Raw genomic sequence first — 13,533 nt, forward strand, 5'->3', positions numbered from 1 at the left:
ACATAGGGCTCAACGGGGCCGATGTGCGGCCCGAGGTAAGCGCCCGCCTGACGGGCCAGGGTATAATCGATGACAACCATTATCACGGTCCGAAAGGGCGGCAAGGTCATCATGGCGGGCGATGGACAGGTCAGCCTCGGCCAGACCGTCATGAAGGGCAATGCCCGCAAGGTACGCCGCATCGGCAAGGGCGACGTCATTGCCGGTTTCGCCGGTGCCACCGCCGACGCCTTTACGCTGCTGGAGCGGCTCGAGAAGAAGCTCGAGCAGTATCCAGGCCAGCTGATGCGCGCCGCCGTCGAGCTTGCCAAGGATTGGCGTACCGACAAGTATCTGCGCAATCTCGAAGCCATGATGCTGGTCGCCGACAAGTCGGTGACGCTGGCGATCACCGGCAACGGCGATGTGCTCGAGCCCGAACATGGCGCCATCGCCATCGGTTCCGGCGGCAACTACGCCTTCGCCGCCGCCCGCGCGCTGATGGACAGCGACAAGTCGGCCGAGGAGGTGGCCCGTCGGGCGCTCGATATCGCCGCCGATATCTGCGTCTACACCAACCACAATCTCGTGGTCGAAACGCTCGACGCCGAATAACGGCAATCGTTCACAATGGGTCCTGTGGGCCGGGCCGAGAACGGCCGGCCGGAGCAGGAAAGCCAAGAGGATATCATGACCAATTTTTCTCCCCGGGAAATCGTCTCCGAGCTGGACCGCCACATCATCGGCCAGCACGACGCCAAGCGTGCCGTCGCCATTGCGCTGCGCAACCGCTGGCGCCGCCAGCAGCTCGATGAGAGCCTGCGCGACGAAGTGATGCCCAAGAACATCCTGATGATCGGCCCGACCGGCGTCGGCAAGACGGAAATCTCCCGCCGCCTCGCCAAGCTCGCCGGCGCCCCCTTCATCAAGGTGGAAGCCACCAAGTTCACCGAAGTCGGTTATGTCGGCCGCGATGTCGAGCAGATCGTCCGCGATCTCGTCGAGGTCGGCATCGGTCTGGCGCGCGAAAAGAAGCGCGCCGAGGTCGAGGCCAAGGCCCATATGAGCGCCGAGGAACGCGTGCTCGACGCGCTGGTCGGATCGACCGCCTCGCCGGCCACCCGCGACAGTTTCCGCAAGAAGCTGCGCTCCGGTGAGCTTGACGACAAGGAAATCGATATCGAAGTGGCCGATACCAGCACCGGCATGGGCGGCTTCGACATCCCCGGCATGCCCGGCGGCGGCAACATCGGCATGATCAACCTGTCGGAAATGTTCGGCAAGGCCATGGGCGGCCGCACCAAGAAGGTGCGCACCACGGTCAAGGCCTCCTATACCGACCTGATCCGCGACGAATCCGACAAGCTGATCGACAGTGAAGTCATCCAGCGCGAGGCCGTCCGCTCCGTCGAAAACGACGGCATCGTCTTCCTCGATGAGATCGACAAGATCGCCGCTCGCGATGGCGGCATGGGCGCCGGCGTCTCCCGCGAAGGCGTGCAGCGCGACCTGCTGCCTTTGGTCGAAGGCACGACGGTGTCGACCAAGTACGGGCCGGTGAAGACCGACCATGTGCTCTTCATCGCATCGGGCGCCTTCCACGTCTCCAAGCCCTCGGACCTGTTGCCGGAATTGCAGGGCCGTCTGCCGATCCGCGTCGAATTGCGTCCGCTGACCAAGGAAGACTTCCGCCGCATCCTGACGGAAACCGAAGCCAGCCTCATCCGTCAGTACAAGGCGCTGATGGAAACCGAAGGCCTGACGCTGGAATTCACCGATGACGGCATCGATGCGCTTGCCGACGTCGCCGTCCACCTGAACGCCTCGGTCGAAAACATCGGCGCGCGTCGCCTGCAGACGGTGATGGAGCGCGTGCTGGACGAAATCTCCTTCAACGCGCCGGATCGCGGCGGCACCTCGGTGACGATCGACGCCGAATACGTACGCAAGAACGTCGGCGATCTCGCCCAGAACACCGACCTGTCGCGCTTCATTCTGTGATGCGCGAACACCGGTCCTGGCTTTTGCCGGCATGACGCAGTAACTTTGACCGTGGAAACTCTCGACAACGGGCCTTTTACTTTTTAGTGAAAGGCCCGTCTTGTTGTTGGCGCCAGCATTATTCGGCCAAGATTTTGGTACAGTCAGCGCGCCAGCCAAGCGAGCCCGGCAAATTGGGCCAGCGAAACTGAAAATGCCGACCAATGCCTAAACGATGGGAAAGCTGATCGTGCGACGCCTTCTGACGAGCCTTGTAATTGCCGCCACGGTCTTGACCGCCGCGCCCGCTTTTTCGATGCAGCTCGTGCCGCCAGGCAATCGCAATGTCGAGCAGCCGGACGTCCCCGGCGCGTCGGTCCGGCGCACCAAGGGCACCAAGACCACCTTCGACCGCAAGTACGAGAAGGTCCGCGAGCTTCTCGCCACCGATCGCGAGCTGATGGCGAAGATCAGGAAGGTGTCGGCCGCCTATGGCATAGACCCGATCCACGTGGTCGGCGCCATCGTCGGCGAGCACACCTATAATGTCGACGCCTACGACCGCCTGCAGTCCTACTACGTCAAGGCCGCGTCCTATGCCGGCGAAAGCTTCCGTTTCGCCTATGACGGCGAGAACGTGGATGATTTCGTCAAGCGTCCGCAATTTTCCGCATGCGACGGCAAGACCGATTCCTACACGCTCTGGAGCTGCCGCGAGGATGTCTGGGAAAGCGATTTCCGCGGCAAGACCGTCGGCGACAAGAGCTTCCCGAACAATCGCTTCAGCGCCGTCTTCTTCCAGCCCTTCTATGCCGGCCAGACCTTCGGCCTCGGCCAGATCAATCCGCTCACCGCGCTGATGCTCTCCGATCTCGTCAACCGTGTTTCCGGCTATGACAAGCTCAACGAGAAGGATGCCGGCAGCGTCTACAAGGCGATCATGCAGCCCGATATTTCGCTGGCCTTCGTGGCCGCCGCCGTGCGCCGCTCGATCGACGATTACAAGCAGATCGCCGGCATGGATATCTCGAAGAACCCGGGCCTGACGGCAACGCTCTACAATCTCGGCAATTCCCGCCAGCGTGCCGCGGCGCTGGCCGCCAAGAACCGCGCCTCCGGCGAAACGGCCTGGCCGGAAGAGAACTATTACGGATGGTTGATCAACGACAAGCTGGACGAGCTGGAGCCCCTGCTCTAGCCTTTAGGGGGAGGGTGACAATCTTCCCCGAAAGGCTTTCCCATGGACATGCGTCCAGATCCGTTCGTTCCGCCAGCGCCCGTTCCGCGCACCGTGCCGCCGAGCCGGCTTGAGATCATCCGCACCATCCTGCGCAATCCGCTGGAGCTTTGGGGCGAGCCCTCCTACACGCTCCCCTTCATCAAGACGAAGTTCTTCCGCGAACGCACGATCATCGTCAACGATCCCGGCCTGATCAAGCATGTGCTGGTCGACAACGCCGCCAATTACCGCATGTCGGATATCCGCCAGCTGATCCTGCGCCCAATCCTGCGCGATGGCTTGCTGACGGCCGAAGGCGAGGTCTGGAAGCGTTCGCGCAAGGCGGTCGCGCCGGTCTTCACGCCGCGCCACGCCAATGGCTTCGCCGGCCAGATGCTTCGGCAGTCGGAAGACTATATCCGCAAGTATGAGGTGGCGGGCAGCGCGGGAAAGACCTTCGAGATCGCCAGCGACATGGCCGAACTCACCTTCGCCATCCTCGCCGACACGCTGTTTTCCGGCGAGATCGTTACCTCGTCCGACAGTTTCGCCGACGATGTCAACGCGCTCCTGCATCGCATGGGCCGCGTCGATCCGCTGGATCTGCTGCGCGCGCCCTCCTGGGTGCCGCGCGTCACCCGTATCGGCGGCCAGAAGGTGCTCGAGAAATTCCGCACCATCGTTCGCGAAACCATGGATGCCCGCCTCCTGCGCATGGAAGAGGATCGCGACGCGACGCCCGAGGATTTCCTGACGCTCTTGCTCGACCAGGCGAAGTCCGGCGGGCTCACCAATGCCGAGATCGAGGACAACATCCTGACGTTCATCGGCGCCGGCCATGAAACCACGGCCCGCGCGCTCGCCTGGACGCTCTATTGCGTCGCCAACACGCCGCATATCCGCGATGCGATGGAAGAGGAGATCGACCGCGTGCTGGCAACAGGCGCCGAACCGGTGAAGTGGCTCGATCTCATGCCCTATACCCGCGCCGCCTTCGAGGAGGCCCTGCGCCTCTATCCGCCGGCTCCCTCGATCAACCGCGCCGCGATATCGGACGACCGCTGGACGAATGAAAAGGGCGAGACCGTCGAGATCGAGGCCGGCGTCACCGTGCTGATCATGCCCTGGACGCTGCATCGCCACGAACTCTATTGGGACAAGCCGCGCGCCTACATGCCCGAGCGATTCCTGCCCGAGAACCGCGCCAAGATCAGCCGCTTCCAGTTTCTTCCGTTCGGCGCCGGCCCGCGCGTCTGCATCGGCGCCACCTTCGCGCTGCAGGAGGCGGTCATCGCGCTCGCTGTCATGATGCATCGCTTCCGCTTCGACATGACGGATGAAACCAATCCCTGGCCGGTTCAGAAACTGACCACCCAGCCGCAGAACGGCCTTCCCATGCGCGTCACGCCGAGAGCCCATGCCTGAAAAGGCATAAATCTTTCAAACTATTGCCTGATTGACTATGAATGAAAGCCGGTGAAAGTGGCAGCATGCGAAAAAAGCGCCGCCCGAGGAGATAGTCTATGAGCCGCATTGAAAAACACGGTCTTGCGATCGAAGCCGTCCTTCATGATTTCCTGGTCAGGGAGGCGCTTCCCGGTCTCGGGCTCGATGCGGACAGGTTCTTTGCCGACTTCTCGGCCATCGTCCACGATCTGGCGCCCAGGAATCGCGAGCTGCTCGCCAGGCGCGACGCCCTGCAGCAGCGCCTCGACGATTGGTATCGCCAGCACGGCGCCCCCACCGATATGGACGCCTATCAGGCATTCCTGCGCGAGATCGGCTATCTCCTGCCCGAGGGGTCGGATTTTCAGGTCGGCACGACGAATGTCGATCCGGAGATCGCCTCTATCGCCGGCCCGCAGCTGGTCGTTCCGGTCATGAACGCCCGCTACGCGCTGAATGCCGCCAATGCCCGCTGGGGCTCGCTCTACGACGCGCTCTACGGGACCGACGCCATTTCCGAGGCTGACGGCGCTGATAAGGGCAAGGGCTACAACCCCAAGCGCGGCGAAAAGGTCATCGCCTGGGTCCGCACCTTCCTCGACAATGCCGTCCCGCTCGTCGATTGGAGCTGGAAGGACGTCGCCGGCCTCGTCATCAAGGATGGCGCGCTCGCCATATCTTCAACTGACGGCGAGCATATCGCGCTGAAGGATGCCTCGCATTTCGCCGGCTACCGGGGCGATCCCGCGGCACCCACCAACATCCTCCTGAAGAACAACGGCATCCATATCGATATCGTCATCGATGCCTCCACCGATATCGGCAAGGGAGACGCTGCCCACATCTCCGATGTCTGGCTCGAATCCGCCATTACCACGATCATGGACTGCGAGGATTCCATCGCCGCCGTCGACGCCGAGGACAAGACCGAGGTCTATCGCAACTGGCTCGGCCTGATGAAAGGCGATCTGCAGGAAGAAGTCGTGAAGGGTGGCAAGAGCTTCATCCGCAAGCTCAATCCCGATCTCGATTATACCGGCCCGGATGGCACCGACTTCGAGGTCCACCGCCGCTCGCTGATGCTGATCCGCAACGTCGGCCACCTGATGACGAATCCGGCTATCCTTGATCGTGATGGCAACGAGGTGCCGGAGGGCATCATGGACGCCATGATCACAGCCGCCATCGCGCTCTACGATATCGGCCCGAACGGCCGCCGCAAGAATTCGCGCACCGGCTCGATGTATGTCGTCAAGCCGAAGATGCACGGCCCCGAGGAAGTCGCCTTCGCCGTCGAGATTTTCGGCCGCGTCGAGGATGCGCTCGGCATGGCGAAAAACACCATGAAGATGGGCATCATGGACGAGGAGCGTCGCACCACCGTCAACCTCAAGGAATGCATTCGCGCCGCCCGCGAGCGCGTCGTCTTCATCAACACCGGCTTCCTCGATCGCACCGGCGACGAGATGCACACCTCGATGGAAGCCGGCCCGATGATCCGCAAGGGCGACATGAAGCAGGCCGCATGGATCTCGGCCTACGAGAACTGGAACGTCGATGTCGGTCTCGAATGCGGCCTTTCCGGTCATGCGCAGATCGGCAAGGGCATGTGGGCCATGCCGGATCTGATGGCGGCCATGCTGGAGCAGAAGATCGCGCATCCGAAAGCCGGCGCCAACACCGCCTGGGTGCCGTCGCCCACGGCCGCCACGCTGCACGCCACGCATTATCACCGCGTCAACGTCGCCAATGTCCAGCGCGGCCTGAAGGATCGCCCGCGCGCCAAGCTCGGCGATATCCTCTCCGTGCCCGTTGCCGTCCGTCCGAACTGGACGCCGGAGGAAATCCAGCGCGAACTCGACAACAACGCTCAGGGGATCCTCGGTTACGTCGTGCGCTGGGTCGATCAGGGCGTCGGCTGCTCCAAGGTCCCCGACATCAACAATATCGGCCTGATGGAGGATCGCGCGACGCTGCGCATCTCCGCGCAGCATATGGCCAACTGGCTGTTGCACAAGGTGGTTACGGAAGCGCAGATCGTCGAGACGATGAAGCGCATGGCCGCCGTCGTCGATGGCCAGAACGGCGGGGATCCGGCCTATCATCCGATGGCCGCCGATTTCGATCGCTCGATCGCCTTCCAGGCCGCCCTCGAACTGGTGTTGAAGGGCAGGGCGCAGCCGAACGGCTATACGGAGCCGGTCCTGCACCGCCGCCGACTGGAATTGAAGGCCGCGCAAGCGGCCTGATACCAGCTTGAAGATACGAAAAGGCCGCCGGAACATTCGCTCCGGCGGCCTTCTTTATACCGAATTTCGGGTCCAGCCTACTGGACGACGATGACCTTGGAGGTCGTCTTGCCCGGACGGACGCGATTGTAGAGGTCGATGACGTCCTGGTTGATGAGGCGGATGCAGCCCGACGAAGCGGCGGTGCCGATCGATTGCCATTCCGGCGTGCCGTGCAGACGGAAAAGCGTATCCTTGCCCTCGTTATTGAAGAGGTACATGGCGCGCGCGCCGAGCGGATTGGTCAGGCCGGGGCCCATGCCGCCCTCGACATATTTGGCGATCTCGGGACGGCGAACGGCCATTTCCTTCGGGGGATGCCAGTTCGGCCATTCCTGCTTCCAGGCGACGTATGCGGTGCCGGCCCATGCGAAACCTTCCTTGCCGACGCCGATGCCGTAGCGCATCGCCTTGCCGCCCGGCAGGATGTAGTAAAGGAAGCGTTCGCGGGTGTTGACGATGATGGTGCCCGGACGTTCCGTGCTTTCGTAGGAGACGATCTGGCGGCGGAACTGCGGCTTGACCTGCTGGATCGGGATCGCGGGCAGCGAGTATCCGGCATCCGTGGTGACGCCGTAGACGTCGTCGAAGATCTGCGCGGTCTGGACGGTCGGACCCGACGCGGCTGCCTTGTTTTCGACGGAGGCGCTGTCGGAAGTCGTGGAGCAACCGGCCAGAGCGAGCGTCGCCATCAGGCCGAATACAGGAAGTGCATTGCGGATGCGCATGGATGTCTCTTAAGAATGGGGCAAAGGGGGGATCGTTCTTTCGAACCATCTTAGATTATGGTTTATTTTCGATTAACTTCGCCTTGGCAAGCTGTTGCAGTGCGGCGGAGCAATTACGCAACGGCAAACTAGAACCGCATGGTTTTTTTGCAACAACGCCGGCGCCGGCCCCGAGCTTATCCATGACGATTTTGAGTGTTTACAATAACAATCCGTTAATCGATGGCCGACAGTCGGACAGAGCCATGCTCGTGCGTCGCGGAACTCAAATTCTACTTCACGAGATGCGCCATGCAGTCCTGCCGGAACTTCCGCTCGCCAGCGGCCGGCGCGCCGATCTCATCACCATCTCGGAAAAGGGCGAGATCTGGATCATCGAGATCAAGACCTCGATCGAGGATTTCAGGGTGGACCGCAAGTGGCCGGAATACCGCCTGCATTGCGACCGGCTGTTCTTCGCGACACACAAGGATGTGCCGCTCGATATCTTCCCCGAGGACTGCGGACTGTTTCTGTCGGATGGTTACGGCGCCCACATGATCCGCGAGGCGCCCGAGCATCGGCTGGCACCCGCCACGCGCAAATCCGTCACGCTGAATTTCTCCCGTGCGGCCGCACAGCGCCTGCTGCTGGCCGAGTGGGCCACCGGCAAGCCGCTTGGCGTCGACGACGTCTGACCCAGGCTTTTTCGTGGTCTCTTACTTCGGCGCCCGCTTGGCGAGAATGCGCTGCAATGTACGGCGGTGCATGTTGAGCCTGCGCGCCGTCTCCGACACGTTGCGTTCGCAGATTTCATAGACGCGCTGAATATGTTCCCAGCGAACCCGGTCGGCCGACATCGGGTTCTCCGGCAGCTCGGCCTTCTCGCCGCTGCGCTGCGTCAGCGCCGCGTAGACATCGTCGGCGTCGGCGGGCTTGGCCAGATAGTCGACGGCGCCGAGCTTCACCGCGGTCACCGCCGTTGCGATATTGCCGTAGCCAGTCAGGACGACGATGCGGGTATCGTCGCGCTTCTGGCGGATCGCCTCGATCACATCGAGCCCGTTGCCATCGCCGAGCCTGAGGTCGACCACCGCGTATTTCGGCGGGCTGCTGTTCGACTTGGCAACGCCTTCCGCTACCGATTCTGCCGTTTCCACCTCAAAGCCGCGCGTCTCCATGGCGCGCGCCAGCCGTCGCAGGAACGGTCCGTCGTCATCGACGATCAGCAGGCTGGCGTCCGGGCCGATGTCGTCGTCGCTGGCGGGGGAGGGGTCGGTAATCTGCTCACTCATTGACTCAATCCTGGCGCTGTCAGCCTGATATAGGCCGATTGCATTGCATTTTCTTTAGCCCCCTCGGCTCATTTTGTCGAATGCGTATCCATCAGCACCCGCGGCCATTCGACGCGAACGCGCGCGCCGACATAATCAGGCCCGCGATTCTCGAAGGTCAGGACCGCCCCCGAGCGCTCCAGCAGCGTCTTGGCGATGAACAGCCCGAGCCCCAGTCCTCCGGCCCGATCCTCCCTCTGCCGTTTGGTCACGTAAGGCTCGCCGATCCTCAGCAGGATGTCGGGCGAGTAACCTTCGCCGTCGTCCTCCACGGTGATGCGCACGCGCGCCTGGTCGTGCTCCACCGTCACCGTCACCTCACGGCGGGCATAGTCGACGGCGTTCTCGATCAGGTTGCCGAGCCCGTACATCATGCCGGCATTGCGCTCGGTCACCGGCTCGCCCTTGCGCGGCGCCTTTTCGACCAGGTTGAGCTTGATGCCGAATTCGCGATGCGGCGCGACGATCTCCTCCATCATCGAGGAGAGCGGCAGGCGTCTGAGATGCGCGTCGCCCTCGGCGGAGAGTGTCGTCAGCCGGCGCAGGATGTCGCGGCAGCGCTCGCTCTGGCTGCGCAGCAGCTGCACGTCCTCGCGAAAACGATCGTCGTCCTTCAGCTCCCGCTCCATCTCCTTGGCGACGACGCTGATCGTCGCGAGCGGCGTGCCCAGTTCGTGCGCCGCCGCCGCCGCCAGGCCATCGAGCTGCGACAGATGTTTCTCGCGCTGTAGCACCAGCTCCGTCGCCGCCAGCGCCTCGGCGAGCTGGCGCGCTTCCATCGATACCCGATAGGCGTAGAAGGCGGCAAACGTCATGGTCGAGGCGATCGCGCACCACACCCCGAATTGCATCACGCTTGGCACATTGATCTCGGCTCCCTCGAACCAGGGAAGCGGGAAGGGCGAAAAGGACAGGATCGTGATGCAGATCATCGCCACTACGATCAGCGACATGCTGTAGCGGATCGGCTGCGACGCGAAGGCGATGATGACGGGAACGCACACCAGAACCGCGAAGGGATTGACGAGCCCGCCGGTGATGAAAAGCAGCGCGCAGAGCTGCAAGAGATCGAAGCCGAGCAGCGCCAGCGCCGCCACCGGGTCGATGCGGTGCGTCGCCGGATAACGGATCATCAGATAGAAGTTCACCAGCGCCAGCGCCGCGATCAGCGCCATGCTCTCGGCCAGCGGCAACGGGAATTTGAGCCAGACGGCGACGATCAACACGGTCGCGGTCTGCCCGCAAACGGCAAGCCACCGCAACCGAACCAGCGTTTCCAGCCTCAGCCGCCGGCTGCTCTGTCTGTCTTCCTCGGGCACGCTTTCGACTTTGCTGGCCATCTCTTTATCCTTGAACGGCATGTCGGCTCATGTTCCTCGCGGTTTCGCCCGGGTGGTCGGTGGCGCTTCTTCCGGCTTTTCCGGCCAGGGATGCCGGGGATAGCGCCCGCGCATGTCGGCGCGCACGTCCCTCCAGCTCCCGGCCCAGAACCCCGGAAGATCCCGCGTCGTCTGGATCGGCCGATGCGCCGGCGACGTCAGCTCGAGCAGCAGCGAAAGTCGGCCGCCGGCGATCGCGGGATGTGTCTTCAGCCCGAACAGCTCCTGAACCCGGATCGTCAGCGTCGGCTCTTCGCCGTCATATTGTATCGGGTGCCTTTGCCCCGTCGGCGCTTCGAAATGCGTCGGCGCCAGCCGTGCGAGGTCGCGTTGCAGCTCGTGCGGCACCAGCGCCAGCAATCCGTTCGAAAGCCCGCCGGCCGAAATGTCGGAAAGCCCCCGCGCATCCGTCTGGTAGGGAATGAACCAGTCCTCCATGCGAGACATGAGCGCCGCGTCGCTCATGTCGGGCCATGGCGCACCGATGCTTCTATAAAGAAAGCCGATCCGCTCGCGCAGCTGCGTCGCTTCCTTCGAAAACGGCAGCTGCTCCAGCCCGATCTCCCTGATCCCCTCGGCAAGCGCCCGCGTCACGGCCTCGCCGGATGGCCGGGGCAGCGGCGTCTCGTCGAAAACAATGGCGCCGAGCCGCGTCGCCCGTCTTGCGCGCACCTGTCTGCTCTGCCGGTCGAAGAAGGTCTGGTCGTCGGTGCGGATCGCGCCGGGCAGCTCCGCCTCTACATCCCCGCGCGTCACTTCGGCCGCCGCGAGAATTCGCGCCTGCGCCGCCCGGCCCGTCAGGTCGGCGATCACAAGCATCGGGCTGCTCGCCAGCCGCTCGGTCTCGGCAATCTCCGCGCCGCGCCCATTGGCCATCACGAACCGCCCGCGCCCGCCGCGCTGCAACGCGATGCGATCGGGAAAGGCATGGATAAGGAGCCGGCCGGCAAGACCCGGCTCGTCGGCCACCATTCTGTCTCGCCCCTTAGCCAGCCGTCCCGCCAGCTGCCGCGCCGCCTCGGCGCGTTCGCCGCGCTCGGATTTGAAGCGGCGCAGCCGGTCTTCGAGATCGATGCTCGTTCCGCCCAATCCTTGTTCCGTCAGAAGCACGGCCATCATCGCCGCCTCCCTTGCATGGCCCGTCTCTCCCGACGAGAGCACCATCGCCGCCAGCCGCGGCGGCAACGCCATGTCGCGCATCTCCCGGCCGCGCGCCGTCAGCCCGCCATCGCGGTCGAGCGCCCCGAGTTGAAGCAGCAGCGCGCGCGCCTCCGAAAGCGTCGTTTCCGGCGGCTGGTCCATGAAGCCGAGCGCCCGCGTGTCCTGCACGCCCCAATAGGCGAGGTCGAGCACCAGGCCGGAGAGGTCGGTGGAAAGGATCTGCGGCGGCGTGAAGGCGGGCATCGCCGCCGTCTGCCCCTGGTGCCACAGCCGGATGGCGATCCCCGGCTCGGTTCGCCCGGCGCGTCCGGCCCGCTGGTCGGCCGAGGCCCGCGATACCCGCACCGTTTCCAGCCGGGTAATCCCGGTCGACGCCTCGAACACCGGCAGGCGCTGCAACCCGCTGTCGATCACGATCCGGACGCCGTCGATGGTGATCGACGTCTCGGCGATCGAGGTTGCCAGCACGATCTTGCGGGTACCGGGCGCAGCCGGCCGGATCGCCGCGTCCTGTTCCTTCTGGCTGAGATTGCCGTAGAGCGGCGCGATCACGGTGGTCGCGTCGAATCGCTCCCGCAGCCGCTCGGCCGTCCTGACGATTTCGGCCTGCCCGGGCAGGAAGGCGAGGATCGATCCGCTTTCCGTGCGGTGCGCGTCGATGATCGCGCGTGTCATCGTCTCCTCGATCCGCTCGCCGCCCGGCCGGTCCTGATGGCGAATATCGATCGGGAAGCCGCGTCCCATGCTCTCGATCAAGGGCGGGTTGTCGAGCAGCGCCACCACGCCGGCAACGTCGAGCGTCGCCGACATCACCAGTATCCTCAGATCCTCGCGCAGCGCCGATTGCACGTCGAGCGCCAGCGCCAGCCCGAAATCGGCGTCGAGCGACCGCTCGTGAAACTCGTCGAAGATCACCGCCGATACGCCCGAGAGCTCGGGATCGTCGAGGATCATCCGCGCGAACACGCCCTCGGTCACCACCTCGATCCGCGTTCGCGTCGAAATCCTGGTATCGAGCCGCATGCGATAGCCGACGGTCTCGCCGACATTCTGATTGAGCAGCGCCGCCATACGACCGGCGGCCGCGCGCGCCGCGAGCCGCCGTGGTTCGAGCAGGATGATCCTGCCGTCGCCGCGCCATGCTTCGTTGAGAAGATGAAGCGGCACCAGCGTCGTCTTGCCAGCCCCCGGCGGCGCCGACAGCGCCGCGCGCCGCGCGGTCGCGAGCGCCGCGCCGATCGCCGGCAGAACATGGGAGACCGGGAGCTCCGGCAGGGCACGCAGGTCGATCACGCCTCGTCAGTCCTCTCTGTCTATATATATGGCTGGGCGGTACGCCCCCGCATCTCTCTATAAGGCGCACTCTATAGAGGGCGACGGCGGTTCGGCAAACCAGTGATGGCGCCGATTATGCGCGTTCGATGCGGCGTGAAGGACGAATATTGCCTGTTTTGGGTTGTTCCGGCGCGATCAGCCTCGAAAAACACCGGCGGCTGTCACAAAGCCAATCTGGCAGCTTGCTGCCGCCCCTGAAATTCCCTCAGCCAAATCAACATGTTATAAAACTGTCAAAAAACTTTGCGTGTGGTTGTTGACTTGTTTGGGTTTGGAGCCTTATAAGCCGCTTCACAGAACGAGGGCGGCGGCGCTGCTGGCGACGGTGACTTTCGCTCTGGATTTCTTTGAATTGGCTGCGATGCTGATTGGTTCCGGGCTTAGGTCTGGGACGGGGAATTTCGACTGGGTTGACTGGTCTGTTATTTGACAATTGAAGATGAGAAGAAAGAGAAACGTGGGCGGCGGAGTTCGCGGGATCGGCAGAGATGTCGGTTCTTTGAAAGAGACTTTGGCGGTCACGTTTATCAAGAGAAGTTACACTGGTCTTTGGTGTTTGGGTTTCGGCCTAGGCGCTTAGAGGACAGGTGTGAAGTTCTCGTCGATTCAGAACGTGACGTAAATGCCAATGATTGAATTCTCAACATGAGAGTTTGATCCTGGCTCAGAACGAACGCTGGCGGCAGGCTTAACACATGCAAGTCG

General features: G+C 63.3%; 10 protein-coding genes and 1 rRNA gene. 7 read left to right on the top strand and 4 right to left on the bottom strand.

The genetic code is table 11. The features are described 5' to 3' along the window. Nucleotides 1–69: 69 nt before the first annotated feature. From hslV to GGQ67_RS10540, 5 genes are all read left to right on the top strand, one after another. On the top strand, nucleotides 70–594 hold the full coding sequence (gene hslV / locus GGQ67_RS10520) for an ATP-dependent protease subunit HslV (protein WP_018901162.1): 525 nt from the start codon (nucleotides 70–72) through the stop codon (nucleotides 592–594). A 75-nt stretch (nucleotides 595–669) separates the two neighbouring features. Beyond that, on the top strand, nucleotides 670–1,980 hold the full coding sequence (gene hslU / locus GGQ67_RS10525) for an ATP-dependent protease ATPase subunit HslU (protein WP_183900121.1): 1,311 nt from the start codon (nucleotides 670–672) through the stop codon (nucleotides 1,978–1,980). A gap of 229 nt (nucleotides 1,981–2,209) precedes the next feature. Next, nucleotides 2,210–3,157 carry a DUF1402 family protein gene (locus tag GGQ67_RS10530; RefSeq protein WP_183900122.1) on the top strand — a complete coding sequence of 316 codons (948 nt, stop codon included), beginning with the start codon at nucleotides 2,210–2,212 and terminating at the stop codon, nucleotides 3,155–3,157. A 42-nt stretch (nucleotides 3,158–3,199) separates the two neighbouring features. Further along, nucleotides 3,200–4,603, top strand: coding sequence for a cytochrome P450 (locus GGQ67_RS10535; RefSeq protein ID WP_183900123.1), 1,404 nt, complete (start codon nucleotides 3,200–3,202; stop codon nucleotides 4,601–4,603). 98 nt (nucleotides 4,604–4,701) lie between these two features. Further along, the gene (locus tag GGQ67_RS10540) at nucleotides 4,702–6,873 is read left to right on the top strand and encodes a malate synthase G (RefSeq protein ID WP_183900124.1); all 2,172 of its coding nucleotides are present in this window, start codon (nucleotides 4,702–4,704) and stop codon (nucleotides 6,871–6,873) included. Between the two features lie 77 nt (nucleotides 6,874–6,950). On the opposite strand, the gene GGQ67_RS10545 is transcribed toward GGQ67_RS10540, so the two are convergent. Beyond that, nucleotides 6,951–7,640: a L,D-transpeptidase gene (locus GGQ67_RS10545; protein WP_183900125.1), complete on the bottom strand. Its 690-nt coding sequence runs from the start codon at nucleotides 7,638–7,640 to the stop codon at nucleotides 6,951–6,953. Between the two features lie 182 nt (nucleotides 7,641–7,822). Here GGQ67_RS10545 and GGQ67_RS10550 point away from each other — a divergent pair, with 182 nt between their 5' ends. Then, nucleotides 7,823–8,317 (top strand): MmcB family DNA repair protein, encoded by a 495-nt coding sequence (locus tag GGQ67_RS10550; protein WP_183900135.1) that lies wholly within the window; start codon nucleotides 7,823–7,825, stop codon nucleotides 8,315–8,317. A gap of 21 nt (nucleotides 8,318–8,338) precedes the next feature. Here the strand turns inward: GGQ67_RS10550 and GGQ67_RS10555 are convergent, their stop codons facing one another. From GGQ67_RS10555 to hrpB, 3 genes are all read right to left on the bottom strand, one after another. Continuing rightward, nucleotides 8,339–8,914: an ActR/PrrA/RegA family redox response regulator transcription factor gene (locus tag GGQ67_RS10555; RefSeq protein WP_183900126.1), complete on the bottom strand. Its 576-nt coding sequence runs from the start codon at nucleotides 8,912–8,914 to the stop codon at nucleotides 8,339–8,341. Nucleotides 8,915–8,982: 68 nt separating this feature from the next. Continuing rightward, nucleotides 8,983–10,293, bottom strand: a complete 1,311-nt coding sequence (locus tag GGQ67_RS10560; RefSeq protein WP_183900127.1) for an ActS/PrrB/RegB family redox-sensitive histidine kinase — start codon at nucleotides 10,291–10,293, stop codon at nucleotides 8,983–8,985. Between the two features lie 27 nt (nucleotides 10,294–10,320). Further along, nucleotides 10,321–12,786 carry an ATP-dependent helicase HrpB gene (gene hrpB / locus GGQ67_RS10565; RefSeq protein ID WP_183900128.1) on the bottom strand — a complete coding sequence of 822 codons (2,466 nt, stop codon included), beginning with the start codon at nucleotides 12,784–12,786 and terminating at the stop codon, nucleotides 10,321–10,323. Nucleotides 12,787–13,469: 683 nt separating this feature from the next. On the opposite strand from hrpB, the gene GGQ67_RS10570 reads away from it, so the two are divergent. Continuing rightward, nucleotides 13,470–13,533: ribosomal RNA gene (locus tag GGQ67_RS10570) — 16S ribosomal RNA — on the top strand; the annotation flags it as partial.

This window comes from Rhizobium metallidurans, from assembly GCF_014196505.1.
Lineage (GTDB): Bacteria > Pseudomonadota > Alphaproteobacteria > Rhizobiales > Rhizobiaceae > Rhizobium > Rhizobium metallidurans.